The organism is Robbsia andropogonis, from assembly GCF_034047095.1.
GTDB classification, from domain to species: Bacteria; Pseudomonadota; Gammaproteobacteria; order Burkholderiales; family Burkholderiaceae; genus Robbsia; species Robbsia andropogonis.
The window spans coordinates 324182-339940 of sequence record NZ_CP139170.1 but is presented as its reverse complement, the minus strand read 5'-3'; the positions used below and the strand labels follow the sequence as shown (position 1 = coordinate 339940).

Here is a 15759-nt window from a genome sequence, read left to right as displayed (position 1 = left end):
TTACGGTAACTTGGTCGACTTTGGATTACCCGCAACTGGAGAATGTGCGTCCCCCACTGGGGCCGGCGATTGTAGTTGCTCCGACGTCACACCGGCGCTCGGAATCGCCCCGGTGGTCACGCCCGCCGTATCGGCGTTGCCCACACCGGCACTCGGATCCCCGCCTGGGGTCGCTGACGTACTGTCCGGACTGGCGTTACGTTCCGGCGAGGTTGCCATGAACGCATCGTCGGTGGTCTTCGACGGCAATATGTATTGATACGTCTTCACCACCTGCACCACGCCCGGTACGCGGCTCGCGATATCCGCGGCGCGGGCACCCTCGGCCCGCGTGACCAACCCCATCAGATAAACGACCCCGCGCTCGGTCACCACCTTGAAATTATTCGCCGACAGATGCTTGTCCGCGATCAGGGATGACTTCACCTTGCTCGTGATGAATGTATCGTTCGAGCGCACGCTGACCGTGCTGGCCGGCTGCACCGACAGTTCGTTCACGATACTTTCGACATCGGCAACATTGCGAATAATGGCCGTCGCATAGTCCTTGGCCTCAGGCGTGGGCACTTCACCCACGACCAGTACGCGACGATTGAACACCGCGACGTCGACATGCGAACCTTGCGGCAAGTCACCGGCCAACTGGGCTGCCGACCGGATCTGGATTTCACGATCGTCGGCCTGCGTTCCCACCGTTCTACGGTCCGTTGCCACCAACGCGCCACCGCCAGCACCAGCCGCCGCGCCGATCAACAACAGCGGGCATCCCTGCAAAGTCGCGGCGATACCGAACGCGACGAACGCACTTGCCACCCCTCGAACCACCCATCCGCGTCTGCCGCGTGTTGCCGTCATCTGTGCATTACTCCCGTTTCGTTTGTGTATCCCATTGCCTGATGCCATCCGACACTACCGCGTCAGAACCCGCAGAATCACGCCTCGCCCAACAGCATCTCGTCAATACCGTCGCACAGGCAGTGGATCGTCAGCAAATGTATCTCGTGCACGCGGGCAAGCCGCTGCGTACTGACGCTCAGATGAATATCGGTGTCGCTCAACAAGTCCAGCATCGCGCCACCGTCGCAGCCGGTCAATGCCACCACCAGCATGCCACGCTCATGTGCCGCCACGACCGATGCCATCACGCTGTCCGCGTTACCGTCCGCACTGATCGCCAACAGCACGTCCCCCGGCTGCCCGAGCGCCTGCACCTGCTTGGCGAACAGTTGATCGATGTCGCTCAGCCCGCCCACCGTCTGCAGCAATGACGCACTGGTCGACAACGACAGCGCGGCCAGGCCGGGGCGCTCGCGCTCATAGCGGTCCACCAGTTGCCGCGCGAAATGGTCCGCCAGCGCGGCCGATCCGCCGTCACCGCACACCAGCACCTTATGGCTGTTGACCAGTGCTGTAAACAGTGTGTCGACGGCAGCGCAAATGCCGTGCGCCAACACGTCCAGCGCCGCCCGCTGCGCAGTCGCGCTTTCACTGAATTGATTCTGTATGCTTTCTATCGACATGCCGCCACAATTCCCGCATAGCACACGTGCGCGGTCCTGCTTCCGGCGGCAACGTTGACGTGTCCGGGCGACTTCCGCCACCCGCGCCATCACGTCCGCGCCCCCCTCGGATTCGAACCGTCGTATTCCGCAAGTCGCCGCGCCATGCATACGCGCCGCGCCCCGGGCATTCGCCGTGCGTTTCTTGTCCGATGCAACGTTGCATCGGTTATGTCCCGCGTCACGGGGATACGGCGCAGCATACTGCATGCATTCATGCCGCGCGCAGACCGAGCGCCAATTTTTACGAAACTTTGCGCGCTGTTTTGTATCAGCCCGTAACCAGGGGCGCCGCCCGCAGCTGTACGACCGCACCGGAAGCGCGCTGGAGAACACGCATCCGAACACGTCCCCCATCCCGCAGCCGCCGATACACACGCCCCGTGAGTGTACCGCACCTGTTCAATCAGTTTCGTCAAATGCGGCCGCCAGCCACTGCACCCGATCCGCATCGATTGCGACGACGTCGAAACGGCAGGGCGGCGTGCTGGTCGGCCAGCGCATCATCCACGCGGCGGCGGCACGCCGAATCCGCTGCCGCTTGCGCCAATCGATGCTGGCCGCCGCGCCGCCAAAACGCATGCTCGCCCGCGCACGTACCTCGACGAACACCACCTCGCCGCGCCGATCGTCGGCCATGATCAGGTCGATTTCACCACCGCACAGCCGGACGTTGCGGGCCAAGAGGCGTAGACCCCGGGCAGTCAAATGATCACACGCCCGTGTCTCGAACATTGTCCCGCGCGCCGTTTTCGACATCGGCACCTCGGTAGCGCCCGCGCGGGCCTTGGCGCGCGCCACGGCTGCAGCCTCCGCCTGCTTCAGCACCTCCGCCGCCGCCTCTGCCCTTGACAACCCGGCCACCGGCCCGGCTCTTGTGGATGCGGTCCCCTTGATCGCTGCCGTTACCGTTACCTCGATCGATTGCCCGCCCTTGTCGTCCATTCATCGCTCCCTGTCGAACCCACCGTCCGCCCGCAACGCCATGCGACAATACGCAGGCAATATCGCACTCGCGCCCACGCGCCCCACAGGAATCCACCCCGGTGCCCGATCTCCGCCAATCCGCTTCCCACCACCCCGCCCCACAAGAGACCGTCGGCGCGACAGCCCCCGGGACGGCTCACACACGCTCATCCGGCGACCCCGCGGCACCCACGAATACGACGGCACTCGGCGACTCGGCCGGAGGCGACGCCCAGCGTGCCGCTCCCACGCCGTCCGCGTCGCTGTCCGACGTGAGCCGCTTGGCGCAGGGCCAGGACTACCCCGCGCCGGCGCTGTATATCGTGGCGACGCCGATCGGCAATGCGGCCGACATCACTTTCCGCGCGCATTACCTGCTAGGACTGTGCGATCGCATTGCCGCAGAAGACACGCGCAACACGGGACAGCTACTGACCCGCTACGGCATCAGCAAACCGCTGATCCCCGCACACCAGCACAACGAGCACGAAGCAGCCGAACGCATCCTGTCCCATCTCGCGGCCGGGGAACGCGTGGCTTTCGTTTCGGATGCCGGCACCCCCGGCATCTCGGACCCCGGCGCCCGCCTCGTCGACGCGGCACGTGCCGCAGGCTATCCGATCGTGCCACTGCCCGGCCCCAGTGCGGCCATCACCGCGCTCAGTGCCGCCGGCGCCTGGGCGGAAACGTTCACCTTCATCGGGTTCCTGCCATCCAAGCCCAAACAACGCGCGACGGCCCTGCAAGCACTGGCTGGTCATATGCACGCCCTGGTTTGCTACGAAGCACCGCACCGCATTGACGACACGCTCGCTGCCGCCCGGGAAGCGCTGGGAGGCAACCGCCGCGTATTGATCGGCCGCGAACTGACAAAACTACATGAGAGCGTGCACCAGTGCACCCTGGCCGAAGGGCCGGAGTGGATCGCCGCCGATCCGAATCGACGTCGCGGCGAGTTCGTGCTGGTCATCGAAGGTGCCCCGGCGAGCGACGGCGCGACTGGCGTGGAGACACACGATCCATTACTGCGCGCACTGCTCGAGGCATTACCGGTCAGCGCCGCGGCGCGCGTTGCCGCCAAGATCACCGGCGCATCGCGGACCGCGTTATACACACGGGCGCTGTCCTGGGCCGGGGACGCGGGGGAAGACGAAGAAGAAAGAGACGAGGCAGCGGGCTCGGCCGGTTAAGTCACTGTGCACGCAAAAAAAGGTCCGTGATATCGCGAGCGATGCTGTTGCACCTCCCGCGGTATCACGGACCTTTGCGTTCCGGTATCCGACGCTACGCGATCAATTGTTCGATGCCAGTACCGATTGCGACAATGCCGCGCGCGCTTCGGATGGAGACATACCGATGATCTCCACATGCTGCGTGCCGCGATCGCGCATACCGAGCGCCTTTGCCGCCGCCGCCGACAGATCCAGTACGCGGCGCCCACTGAACGGGCCGCGATCGTTGATCTTGACGATTACCGCACGGTGGTTCTGCGTATTGACGACACGAACGTAGCTCATCAGCGGCAGGCTACGATGCGCCGCAGTGAATTCGTGCATGTCATAGCGTTCGCCGCTGGCCGTCCGGCGACCGTGGAACCGCATGCCATACCATGACGCATTGCCGCTTTGATGGAAATTCGACGTATCCGGAATGTCGGCCGTGATCGGTGCCGCGTGGGACAACGCGCCGTCGGTCTGCGCCGTATCGTCGGACGCGGTGACCAGGTCTTCATCGTCGTCGTCGCTGTTCGCACGCTTCGCCGAATCGGCCAGGTCCGCTAATTGCTCTGCAATGGATGCCTGCTGGCCGGGCACGGCACAGTTGGGATGAGGGCGGCGTGCGGGCTGATCGACGGTGGAGACGCATGACGTCATCGCATATCGCGCTTTCATGCCTGCGGTCATCGGCGCCATCTTCATATCAGCCAGCGAACGGCGTAGCGAATCCGACAGCAGCGCGGCGCGCGTACCGGCGGCTGGCGCGGCAATTGCGGCATGATCCGTGCGAGTCGCATCCAGCCGGAGCGAATTCTGGCTGATCGTGTCGCCATCGTGCTGCGTGGCGCAACCGGCAACCAATAGGGTCACCAGCGTGCCCGCGGCGACCTGTACCCAAGGGGACATGCCGGCGCGGCGGGTCAGTCGTGCGTTCATAGACGTGCTGTTCACCTATGGCTGGACGGTCCGCGAAGCTAGGGCGGGACGTCCAGGGTGGCCGGCACGACAACAGAAAACCGGGGCGATACGTCCGGAATAGGATGGACGAGACCGCCACGGCCAGCAAACGCACGACGCGCGCCACGAAGGAGCGCGCCGCAGACAAGACAATGCTTTACCAATGTGACGCAATGCGCCGGGAAGGCATGCCATGCACGTTCGACTTCTCTGCTGAAGCACCGGGAACGGCGCAATACCGTCTCCACCCGGTTAATTTCACGTCTGGCGCAACCGCATTCGGTCGTTATCACCAGACTCCAACGCGTTGTCTCCAGGGAAACCGCGGCGGCGCGGCCTACGCGACCCTCGACTCCCCCTGGCGGCACGGACAACCGGCTGACGCAAGCCGCGAACGAGCGCCTTGAAAAGACGCATGCCGCACTCAGCCGCCGCCGCATCAGCGACAACGCTTGGCTCCCCCGGAGGACGTGCCTGGTAGGCACGATATCTCTCGCCGATCCTCAACACGCATGCAACGATGCGACGAGTCCGGGCGGAACGTGTTGCACCAGCCCAAGGCCGGTACGGGATATTCATTGCCATCGGCAGTAGTGCTGGAGACCGAATCTGCCTAATGTCGCTAGGCTACAAACGCGACAGCAGGCCGAAACGGTATCCGTCTGCCCGACGGCAACTGATGCTTGGCTGACCACCATCCGGCACGCTCGTTCGCGCCGGATGCAGGACAAAAAGGAAACACGCACGCAGCGTGTGCACTGATTATACCCGATCTGCTTTTTCAGTCGCTTTTGGCCACTGATTCCGCTCTAATCTGGCAATTGTTACCCGCTTATTTGCCACAAATGCAGCAAAAATAGCAAAAATAGCAAAAATTTCCACAAATAACCGTTGTTTGTACCATTCTTCCCGCGTGCGCGCGGATATCGGGCCATTCTGGCAACGATCGAAGGCCCTACTTTAAGGCAGTCGGGTCAGGTCTCGTGTTGTCGTTACAATGATTTGCAGTTCCCGCTATTTTTGAAAGATGCGGTAAACCCCGCGGTCACTTTGAGAACCGCAACCGATGGAGCATTGCCGATGAGCGAAGAGATCTATGTCAGCACCGACGTGGAGGCGGACGGTCCCATTCCCGGCCCGCACTCGATGCTGAGCTTCGCGTCGGCCGCTTACACAGCCGATAAGCAACTGATCGCCACGTTTTCCGCGAACCTTGAGACCTTGCCCGGAGCCGACGCCCACCCGACGCAGGCGGCCTGGTGGAAAACCCAGCCGGATGCCTGGGCCGCGTGCCGGACCGATCTGCGCAAGCCCGAAGACGTCATGCCGGCCTATGTAGAATGGGTCGAAGCGCTGCCCGGAAAACCGGTATTCGTCGCATTCCCGGCGGGCTTCGACTTTACGTACATGTTTTGGTACATGATGCGCTTTGTGGATCGGTGCCCGTTTTCCTGGTCCGCACTCGACATCAAGACACTTGCGTTCGCGATGACCGGTCTGCCATTCCGGAAAAGCATCAAGCCGCGCTTTCCACGCCACTGGTTCGACGATCTGCCGCATACACATGTCGCGCTGGATGACGCGATAGAGCAAGGGGCGTTGTTCTGTAACATGCTGGCCGATCTGAGGAAGGACCGCGTGGCGCGTGAATTACGTGAGCCGCCCCTCGCCGACCCGCTGGATGCGCCTCGGGACGGGGATGGCCGCACCGGTCCGATTGCGCGATATTGAACCGTCGATCAACAACATCGCGTGATCCGCGACATCATCGGCGTCTCGCAGTGAGACCCCGCGATCCATCAAAGCGAGAGGGAGAAGCCTGATGGCCTCCGAGTACATCACGATCCAGTCGAAGGACAGCGGCCATTTCCGCGCCTATCTCGCGCTGCCGCCGCGCGGAATCGGCCCAGGCCTCGTACTCTGCCATGAAATCTTCGGCGCCAACGCCACCATGCGTGAACTGGCACACATCTACGCGGAAGAAGGCTATGTCGTGGCGGTCCCGGATCTGTACTGGCGCGAAGAGCCGGGACTCGAATTCGACTACACCAGTAGCGACTGGCAACACGCCTATCGTCTGGGCGAGGCGTTTGACTTCGACCTCGGCGTCGAGGACGTGGGCGCGACGCTGGATGCATTGCGTGAAAGACCGGAGGTGCGCACGGAGACCACCGCCTCGATGGCCGGACGCCGCGAGCGGCCCGATACCCCGGTCTCGGCACCGCGTGAACCGGGCCGCGGCCTCTTTGGTGGCGCCGGCGGAGTATTCTGGCGCGGACGACGCAGCGCCAAGGAGAGCGGGGGCGCGGGCCTGGGCAGCCGGGAGGGCCCCCATGATGCCGGACTGACAGGGCCGAGCGAACGAGAAGCGCCCGGCGGCTTGTCGGTGGTCGGCTTTTCGCTTGGAGGCCGTCTGGCCTATCTGGCGGCATGCCGGTTGGAAGGCGTAAGCTGCGGTGTGTCCTATTACGGGACCGGGATCGAAGACCATCTCGACGAAGCGAATCACCTGTCGGGGCGCTTGGTCGTCCATCTGCCCGAGAACGACAAATTCGTTCCGGAAACGGGGCGGGAAGCCATCGCGTCACATTTTGCGGAATCGCGAAATGTGGAGGTTTACCGCTACCCCCGTGCCGAGCGGGGCTTCGCACGACGCGGCACGGACTCCTACAATCGGCCGGCGGCAACGATTGCCTACCAGCGCACGCTCGGTGCGTTGAAACGTGAGATGGGGCCGTACTTCGATCTATCGCGCCTGTGGGATACCCACTTGATGCATACGATGGCCGATAAAAACGTCGATGCCATCATGAAGGGGCTGGTGGAGGCCCCCTATCTCAACCACGTGCCCACCCGGACCGGCGGTGCGGGCAAGGAAAAGGTGGCGGCGTTTTATCGCGACCATTTCATCGGCCAAATGCCGCCGGATACGCGTTTGCTGCCATTGTCACGGACGGTGGGAGCAACGCAACTGGTCGAGGAAGCCCTGCTGTCCTTCACCCATAGCAATGTGATCGACTGGCTGCTGCCCGGCGTCGCACCGACGCACCGCTATATCGAAATTCCCCTTGTCTGCGTTGCCACGTTTCGCGGCGAAAAGATTCATCGGCTGCAGACGTACTGGGATCAGGCGAGCGTGCTGGTGCAGATCGGCCGGATGACGGCCGATGCGCAGCCGGTGGCGGGCATCGAGTGCGCCCGGAAGATCGTCAACGAGGATCTGCCTTCCAACGAATTGATCGAGCGCACGCCGACGTGACGGCCATCAATGCCCCAGTATGGCGATACAGCCGGTTGCGACACCCAGCAGCGCGACGCCCACCGACATGATCCGCATCCAGCGCCGGCGCGTCAGCAGCGCGACCGCGGCCAGACCGATTGAAATCTGCACCGCCGTGGTCGCCTGCGCCCAACGATGATGCTGATGCATCAAGGCCTCGCTCTTCTCGTCGTCGAGCTTCACGACCTTCTCGATCGCTTCCGCGTTTGCGCGGATAGGCTGCTTTTCGGCACGGTATTTCTGCACATCGGACTCGAACTTTGCCTGCATCTGCGGATTCGTCGTCATCAGGGCCGCGCCCAGTTCGGCGAGATTTTGTTTCTCGCCCTTCGCCTGGTAATACGCCCACTGGTTCGCGGCTTCGGTCTTGCGGATCGCGGCTTCGTTCTTGAAATACAACGCCTGGTTTTCATTCGCGCCGCTTTGATACGAAAAAATCGCCCCAATGCTGGCGAGCACCGCCGTCATGACCGCCATCCATGCCGCGCCATTATCCGGCTCGTGCCCCCCGGCGTGCCCATGACCGGCGTGTTGGACCGCATGATCATGCGGCCCGTGAATCTCATACTCTTCAGACATGACGTTTTCGATGGAAAAAATGATGGCGGACCTCGTCCGGCCGCCCACTGCCGACACTGAGGTAGGCGGCGTCTTAAATGGGCTATCCGCATAATCTCAAAATTTCTGCCCGCACAACGCGCCGTGGCAAAAACCCGTTGACATCGATTTGACGGAAATTGTCGACCGCCCGTGCGAAACGGTCATGCGAACCGTTTCGCTTGCGCGGGCCGATACCACGATAAACTCGTTGCCGCCCAATCATTTGCACACCAGCATGCCAAGAAATAAAGCTATCGGGATCGTGATGCCTCACGCGATCGGAGATTCGATGTACCTGATGGTGCTGCTGCGGGCGCTGTTGCGGCAGGGCGACGATTTGACGCTGATCGGCGGCGTGATTTATCCCCTGCGGGCATGGTTCCCCGAGGTGCCTGTCGCGCGCTGGGTTCCGGACCCCTGTGACCACGCGGCACGCGAGGCGCTGCTGCGCGGCTTCGATCAGATCGTGCAGATGTTTCCGCGACCAATGGCGGACCGCTTGCTGGCCGACGACCCGCTGGTGGCTCCCCGCTTATTGCGGCTGGTCGACTTGCCCGGCTTCTATAATCGCGCGCATGTGCTGCACGCGCTGATGGCGGCAGGAAGGCAGCATCTTGGTTTGCATGCCAGCGAAAGCGATGTGCCACTCGACAATGGCATGCGGCCACCGTCCCCGCTGCTGCATCGCGAGCACGACAAACGCGTGGTGATCCATCCGGTGGCGAGCAATACGTTCAAGACATGGGATGCCGCCAAATTCGTGCGTCTTGCGCATGGCCTGCGTCACCGTGGATTGCAGCCATGCCTCGCCGTACCACCCGACGAAGCGAGCGCATGGCATCAACGCGCACCGGGCATCGATGTCGTCGCTTTTGCCGCACTGCCGGATCTGGCGGCTTTCCTATACACGTCCGGCTGGTTTATTGGCAATGATTCGGGCATCGGCCATCTTGCCTCGGCACTCGACATCCCGACGGTGTCGGTGTTCCCACGCAAAGGTCTCGCGCAGCGCTGGCATCCGCGCCGTCATCGGCAAAACCCTATACGGGTTGCTATCCGGACAGAGGCCGGGGACCAGCCTGATGCCGATCGCGCTGGCAGTGCCGACGTCACCGCCAGCGACGCGCCTGGTGCCGGCAGCGGCAACGACACCCGCGCGCACCCGTATTCGAGGCAGGGTGCCTATAACGTCGTGGTCCTACCCATGCCGTTTCTGCCCATCACCAAATTGAAAGAACGGTATTGGCGCGGTCTGATGCCGGTATCCCGGGTCCTTGCGGCGTTCGATCGCCAACGGCGTACAATCAAAACCCCTGACGGACCACCATGAGTCGGCCCGCGCCGCGTGCGCGCACGGTGCCAACTCCCCACCGGCGCGCGGGAGCCGGCCGATCGACGCCACCGATCGCTTGCCCGGTCGACCGGTCCGCCGTGGTCTTTCGCCTATTGTCCTGATGTCGTCATGAACGATTCACGCATGCCTTCCTCCGCTGCCCCGCACACCACGCCCATCGATGCCGCGTCGCATCTCGCGGAACCGAACATCGGTTTTCTGACCTGCCTCGTCGACGCCCTGGGCAGCGATGTCGTCACGACCGATCCTGCATTGCTGGAACCTTGGCAAAGCGACTGGCGTGGCCTCTACCGTGGCACGGCGCAAGCACTCGTGCGCCCACGCACGACGGCGGAAGTCTCCACCTGCCTGCGTCTGTGCAACGCGGCGCAGGTCCCGGTCGTGCCACGTGGCGGCAATACCGGCCTTTGCGGCGGGGCCACGCCGGAAAGCGCGGCCAAGGCCGGTGCGGGCGGTCGCCAGCTCAGCGTGATCCTAAGCCTGGACCGGATGAATGCCGTGCGCGGCGTGGATACGATCGCCAACGTCATCACGGCGGAGGCCGGCTGCATTCTGGCGGACCTGCAGCGCGTTGCCTCGGAGGCCGAGCGCTTGTTGCCGTTAAGCCTGGCGGCCGAAGGCTCCTGCCAGCTCGGCGGTAACCTGTCGACGAATGCGGGTGGGGTCAACGTGGTCCGCTATGGGATGACGCGTGAACTGGTCCTCGGCGTGGAAGCGGTCCTGCCGAATGGCGAGATATTCGAAGGCCTGCGCACACTGCGCAAGGACAACACGGGCTATGACCTGAAACAGTTGCTGATCGGCGCCGAAGGCACCCTCGGCATCATCACGGCGGCGTCGCTGCGACTGTATCCACGCAATGGCGTTCGCACGGTGGTCCTGGCCGCGGTCGAGGCGCCACAACAGGCGCTGGACCTGTATTCGCTGGTGTTCAAACGCTGTGGCCAGCGTGTCCAGGCGTTTGAATATTTCACGCATGCCTGCCTCGAACTGGTGCTGCGCGAGGTCGATGGCCTGCGCGCGCCCTTCAGTGAAGCCCATGATGGCTATGTGCTGCTCGAACTTGCCGATACCGCCGATGAAGGCGCGCTGATCGCATTGGTCGAGGATGTGGTCGGCCAGGCGCTGGAAGACGGCTTGTGCCGGGACGCCGCGATGTCCGCCACGCTGGCGCAGTTGGCTGCGTTCTGGCGCTTGCGCGAGGAGATTTCGGAAGCGCAAAAGCGCGACGGTCCGCACCTGAAACATGATGTGTCGGTGCCCATCGAAGCGCTTCCCGCCTTCCTCGACGCAGTTGGCGCACGCCTGTCACACACGGTGCCCGACCTGCGTCTGTTCGTCTTCGGCCACTTTGGTGATGGCAATCTGCACTACAACGTGTCGCGACCGGCCGGTGCGCCGTCGGACTTCTTTACACAGACAGCGCCGGCCGACTCGCCTGCCGACGCCGCCACAGGTAGCACCAACAGCACACGGCCGGATAGCAAAGGGGATTTCGTTACCGATGCCGTGCTCGACGAAGTGGCCCGTTTCAACGGCAGCATCAGTGCCGAACATGGGATCGGCCAATTGAAGCGGTCGCACTTCCTGCGGCACAAGTCGGCATTGGAACAGCGGCTCATGCGGGATATCAAGACGTTGTTCGACCCGAACGGCATCATGAACCCCGGCAAACTGCTGTAACGACTTTCTCGAACGATTTCGGCATCTGATACTTGACGTTTCATCTCCATCGATTAATATACGCATCGCGTACAGACGATCGGAGACCTTCATGAGCGTGCCGCAACAAACCTTCCTGCGCGATGCCATGCGCCGCCTGAACATGACGCGCGAGGCATTCGCCAGCCGTATCGGTGTTTCTCGTCGCGCGTTGGATACCTGGTTATTGCCGGCCGAATCGGCGGAGTCGCGCGGCATGCCGGAAATCGTCGAACGTTTCGTCAATGAAATCCTGACCCGGCCAGCCGATGGCCTGGCTGCGCAAAGCGCATACCCTGGACAGACCCCAGGTTGCCCGATCCAGTTCGAGGGGCGGCCGCAATTGCTGTCGGTCGATCAGTTCTCGCGCGACACCGTCGAGGACCTCTTCCGTCTCGCGGACATCATGCAACCCATCGCGCGCCGCCAGAAGATCAGCCGCGTGCTGGAAGGCGCCGTGCTGGGGAATTTGTTCTTCGAAGCCAGTACCCGAACCCGCGTCAGCTTCGGCGCTGCATTCGCCCGGCTGGGCGGCTCGGTATGCGACACGACCGGCTTCACGTTTTCGTCGATGGCAAAGGGCGAGTCGATCTATGACACCAGCCGGGTGATGGCGGGTTATGTCGACGCGATGGTGGTACGCCATCCGGAACGCGGCTCGGTGGAAGAGTTCGCGCGCGCAACCAACATTCCGGTGATCAATGCCGGAGATGGTCCCGGCGAGCATCCAAGCCAGGCGTTGCTGGATTTGTACACGATCCAGCGCGAGTTTTCGCGCATCGGGAAAATCGTGGATGGTGCGCACATCGCAATGGTCGGCGACTTGAAATACGGCCGCACCGTACACTCGCTGAGCAAGCTGCTGGCGCTATACAAGAATCTGCGCTTCACGCTGATCTCGCCGCAGACGCTGGAAATGCCAGCCTATATCGTCGAGAAACTGGGCCAACGCGATCACACCGTGGTGCAGACCAACAACTTGCGCGAGGGACTGCGTGGCGTTGATGTCGTGTACGCCACACGCATTCAAAAAGAGCGCTTCACCGACGAATCGTTCGAAGGTTATACACCGGACTTCCAGATCAATCAGGCACTGGTCGACGCCGTCTGCGGGCCGGATACCATGATCATGCACCCCCTGCCTCGCGATGGCCGGCCGGGCGCCAATGATCTGAGCACGGACCTGAATCATGATTCGCGTCTGGCGATCTTCCGTCAAACCGATAACGGCATCCCGGTACGGATGGCAATCTTCGCGACGTTGATGGGCGTGGAGAATCTGGTGGGACGGTCCATGCGCGATGCGAACTGGCAGTCGCCGCCGTATATCGGCGTGGACGACGCGGTGTTCCACGGCATCGACTGACGTACGGCACAGGCCGGTTCATACGGCACGCCGATCCAATGGACCGGCGGCGGCCTGATGTAAATGCGGATGCGACAGGGTGCCTCAGCTGTTCAAGCCCGCTTCTATCGATTCGCCGACAGCCAGGATCTCGGCATCCTGCCCGTGCAGGCCTGCCACCATCAGACCCACCGGTGCATCGTCATACGCCGGGGCCGGAATCGATAACGCGCAACCATCGATGAAATTGATGATGCTCGGATTGCGCAGCGCGCGACCGTTCGCCGCGAAAAACGCCGCGTCCGACTTCAGGTCATCGATCTGCGGTGGCAGCATCGGCGCCGTCGGCATCAGGATCGCATCGTACCCCGCGAACGCCTGCGCCGCCTCGGCGATCACCGCCCGTCGCGCCGCCAGCAGATCGAGGTAGTCGGCGGCACTCGCCGTCTCACCAATGCGGATACGCGCTAAGACGCGTGCATCATAGGACGCCGCCCGCGTGGCCACCCAGTCGCGGTGATACCACCAGGCCTCTATCGGCGAAAAACCAAACTTGTTGATCGATGTCAGCCGGTCCAGTGCGTCAAAGCGCATATCCACCAAGTCCGCGCCGAGATTGCTCAAGCGCGCGAGCGCAGCTTCGAACGCCCGCTCGACCTCAGGCTCGACGCCTTCCATGACGACATTCGTTACGATCGCAAAACGACGACCCGCGATGTCCGCGGCGCGCGCCCCCGCATTGCCGCGCTTTTTCCCCGACGGGATGGGCTCCTGCAATGCCAGCGCGGCTGCCCGCTCGGGCGCACCAGCCAATACCTGATCGATAATCGCGCAGCATTGCACCGTGGGGGCAATCGCGCCAAACGAATCCAGTGTCATCGACAGCGGGATAGCGCCTTGCCCCGGAATGCGGTTCGCACTCGGCTTGAAGCCGGTCACACCACAGAACGCCGCCGGAATGCGCAGCGAGCCCCCCGTATCAGTGCCTAATCCATAGGCAGCCATCCCTTCCGCGACAGACACGGCCGCCCCGGAGGACGATCCGCCGGAAACGCGTCGCTCATGCGGACGCCAGGGCGATGCCGGTGAACCGAAGTGCGGATTCATGCCCAGCCCCGAAAAAGCGAACTCGCTCATGTTCGAGCGGCCGATCAACACGGCCCCGGCCGCACGCAGCCGCGAGACGACCTCCGCATCGCTCGTGGCCGGTGCCGCATCGGCCAACACCGCCGAACCGGCGCGTGTAGGCTGACCCGCAACGTCGAACAGGTCCTTGACCGATACGGGCAAGCCCGCGAGGGGCGACAGCAACCGACCGGCCTTGCGCTGCGTATCGATGGCATCGGCTTGCGCGCGGGCGCCGTCCGCATCCACGGAGACAAAGGCATGGGCACCGTTGCCGCCTGCGGCGGCAATGCGTTCCAAGGCGATTTCGGTCAGTGCGCGGCTCGTGGTGTCACCACGTGCAAGCGCATTTGCCAGTTCGGCAATAGGCGTCTTGGGATCGAAGGCGGTTGTCATTGAGTTTTCGTTCGGCAAATCAGAAATACGACGTCATCGGCAGCGCGGATGCCAGGATTCTCCCCATGGTAATCGAGATCCCAGACCATATCGGGAAGATTGGGCCAGACCATCGTGCCATCCACCGCGCCACATGATAGCAAGTCAGAACGGCAGATCGGTAGCGGCGTTGCATCGCGTGATCGCGCGCTGTCGAACCGTTGCTATCCGCTTAAAGGAGGGAGAGGCGTCGGAGCGGGGGCGTCCGTCATGCCTGAATGATTACGTCGGCGACCCAGGTGCCGAAGGCGACCACCATCCAAAGATTGGTCAGCAGCAACGCATCATCGCGACGGCGGTGCACCGATCTGCGCGCGTCGCTGACGCGACGAAAGAACGATGTGGGCAACAGGCAGGCGATGCCCGTCAACAAACGCGCGGCAAGTGATATCCAGGCAGCCATGGCAAGCATGTGCTCCATGCGACGCTCCGCGCGTTTGAAGCCCTCTCCATGAGGAGGGCTGGGTCAAATAAACAAGGCGTAGACCATGGATGCGCCTAGGACGAGCGCCGCGGCGAGCGCTACACGCCGCAGCAACATCAATAACCGCAGGCTACGTGGCGCCCAGTCGCCGAACGACCGCAACAACGGCGTGCCCGCCTCCTGCAGAACAAACGGCTCGCCGCGACGATGCGCGAAAGCCGCCATGCCAAACGAGTACATCGCGTACAGCAAGATCACCAGCACTGCCAAGCTCTGAACGAACTCCACGGCGCCCCCCGCTTGTTTTCCGGCAAATGCACGCCATGCCCCCATGCGCGGCATTTCCTCGGCCCGATTGTCGTGTGGTTCTTGCGTATTGCCGCGCAAACTACAGAAATCGATTATTTATTGATATGTCATTGATACAAAGGCGGAACGAATACGATTGCCATCCATACCACCAGCCCTGCCACTGCCGCCCACCGCAAGCCAATCAAGCGACGATATTGTCGCGGCGCCCATTCCCCAAAGCTGCGCCACTTCTTGCCGGCAAATTCCACATGCACATAGCGGCTATGTACAAAGTACATCCGCAACGCCGAGCACACCGAAACCACAACATAGGTCATTACGACCAAAGCCGCCAATCGCCCAATAACATCAATCATCACCGTTCTCCGTATTTAAATGTCATGACGGCAATGGCTATGTCCCACCCGAAAATGGTTCCCGGTTCGACCAGTATCTGGATATGCCGCGAGCGCACGGCGGCGCGTTGGCGGCAAGCATTCCCAAC

General features: G+C 62.7%; 16 protein-coding genes. 7 read left to right on the top strand and 9 right to left on the bottom strand.

The window, feature by feature from the left end; translation table 11 throughout:
- The 3 genes from SJQ66_RS15040 to SJQ66_RS15030 form a co-directional block, all read right to left on the bottom strand.
- Nucleotides 1-855, bottom strand: coding sequence for a BON domain-containing protein (locus SJQ66_RS15040; protein WP_024903584.1), 855 nt, complete (start codon nt 853-855; stop codon nt 1-3).
- Nucleotides 856-932: 77 nt separating this feature from the next.
- Nucleotides 933-1520 carry an SIS domain-containing protein gene (locus SJQ66_RS15035; protein ID WP_024903585.1) on the bottom strand — a complete coding sequence of 196 codons (588 nt, stop codon included), beginning with the start codon at nt 1518-1520 and terminating at the stop codon, nt 933-935.
- 441 nt (nt 1521-1961) lie between these two features.
- Nucleotides 1962-2318, bottom strand: coding sequence for a YraN family protein (locus SJQ66_RS15030; RefSeq protein WP_024903586.1), 357 nt, complete (start codon nt 2316-2318; stop codon nt 1962-1964).
- Nucleotides 2319-2788: 470 nt separating this feature from the next.
- Between SJQ66_RS15030 and rsmI the strand changes: the two genes are divergently transcribed.
- A complete protein-coding gene (gene rsmI / locus SJQ66_RS15025; RefSeq protein ID WP_024903587.1) occupies nt 2789-3715 on the top strand; it encodes a 16S rRNA (cytidine(1402)-2'-O)-methyltransferase in 927 nt (308 codons plus the stop codon).
- Between the two features lie 102 nt (nt 3716-3817).
- Here the strand turns inward: rsmI and SJQ66_RS15020 are convergent, their stop codons facing one another.
- Nucleotides 3818-4399, bottom strand: a complete 582-nt coding sequence (locus tag SJQ66_RS15020; RefSeq protein WP_320535330.1) for a septal ring lytic transglycosylase RlpA family protein — start codon at nt 4397-4399, stop codon at nt 3818-3820.
- Nucleotides 4400-4782: 383 nt separating this feature from the next.
- Between SJQ66_RS15020 and SJQ66_RS15015 the strand changes: the two genes are divergently transcribed.
- The 3 genes from SJQ66_RS15015 (at nt 4783) to SJQ66_RS15005 (ending at nt 7958) form a co-directional block, all read left to right on the top strand.
- Nucleotides 4783-5106, top strand: coding sequence for a hypothetical protein (locus SJQ66_RS15015; protein ID WP_320534965.1), 324 nt, complete (start codon nt 4783-4785; stop codon nt 5104-5106).
- A 673-nt stretch (nt 5107-5779) separates the two neighbouring features.
- Complete coding sequence (locus tag SJQ66_RS15010; RefSeq protein WP_024903590.1) at nt 5780-6430, top strand: 3'-5' exonuclease family protein; 651 nt, start codon at nt 5780-5782, stop codon at nt 6428-6430.
- 91 nt (nt 6431-6521) lie between these two features.
- The gene (locus SJQ66_RS15005; RefSeq protein WP_024903591.1) at nt 6522-7958 is read left to right on the top strand and encodes a dienelactone hydrolase family protein; all 1437 of its coding nucleotides are present in this window, start codon (nt 6522-6524) and stop codon (nt 7956-7958) included.
- Between the two features lie 6 nt (nt 7959-7964).
- Here SJQ66_RS15005 and SJQ66_RS15000 read toward each other — a convergent pair whose 3' ends face one another.
- On the bottom strand, nt 7965-8558 hold the full coding sequence (locus SJQ66_RS15000) for a DUF4337 domain-containing protein (RefSeq protein WP_024903592.1): 594 nt from the start codon (nt 8556-8558) through the stop codon (nt 7965-7967).
- A gap of 310 nt (nt 8559-8868) precedes the next feature.
- Here SJQ66_RS15000 and SJQ66_RS14995 point away from each other — a divergent pair, with 310 nt between their 5' ends.
- The 3 genes from SJQ66_RS14995 (at nt 8869) to SJQ66_RS14985 (ending at nt 13000) form a co-directional block, all read left to right on the top strand.
- Complete coding sequence (locus tag SJQ66_RS14995) at nt 8869-9909, top strand: glycosyltransferase family 9 protein (RefSeq protein WP_320534964.1); 1041 nt, start codon at nt 8869-8871, stop codon at nt 9907-9909.
- Nucleotides 9910-10056: 147 nt separating this feature from the next.
- Nucleotides 10057-11616 (top strand): FAD-binding oxidoreductase, encoded by a 1560-nt coding sequence (locus tag SJQ66_RS14990; protein ID WP_320534963.1) that lies wholly within the window; start codon nt 10057-10059, stop codon nt 11614-11616.
- Between the two features lie 91 nt (nt 11617-11707).
- Nucleotides 11708-13000: an aspartate carbamoyltransferase gene (locus SJQ66_RS14985; protein ID WP_024903595.1), complete on the top strand. Its 1293-nt coding sequence runs from the start codon at nt 11708-11710 to the stop codon at nt 12998-13000.
- An 84-nt stretch (nt 13001-13084) separates the two neighbouring features.
- Here SJQ66_RS14985 and SJQ66_RS14980 read toward each other — a convergent pair whose 3' ends face one another.
- The 4 genes from SJQ66_RS14980 to SJQ66_RS14965 form a co-directional block, all read right to left on the bottom strand.
- Nucleotides 13085-14500, bottom strand: a complete 1416-nt coding sequence (locus SJQ66_RS14980; RefSeq protein ID WP_024903596.1) for an amidase — start codon at nt 14498-14500, stop codon at nt 13085-13087.
- Between the two features lie 247 nt (nt 14501-14747).
- Nucleotides 14748-14960: a hypothetical protein gene (locus tag SJQ66_RS14975; RefSeq protein WP_320534962.1), complete on the bottom strand. Its 213-nt coding sequence runs from the start codon at nt 14958-14960 to the stop codon at nt 14748-14750.
- 45 nt (nt 14961-15005) lie between these two features.
- Nucleotides 15006-15296, bottom strand: a complete 291-nt coding sequence (locus SJQ66_RS14970; protein ID WP_320534961.1) for a hypothetical protein — start codon at nt 15294-15296, stop codon at nt 15006-15008.
- Between the two features lie 83 nt (nt 15297-15379).
- Nucleotides 15380-15631 (bottom strand): hypothetical protein, encoded by a 252-nt coding sequence (locus tag SJQ66_RS14965; RefSeq protein WP_024903599.1) that lies wholly within the window; start codon nt 15629-15631, stop codon nt 15380-15382.
- Between the last annotated feature and the right edge of the window lie 128 nt (nt 15632-15759).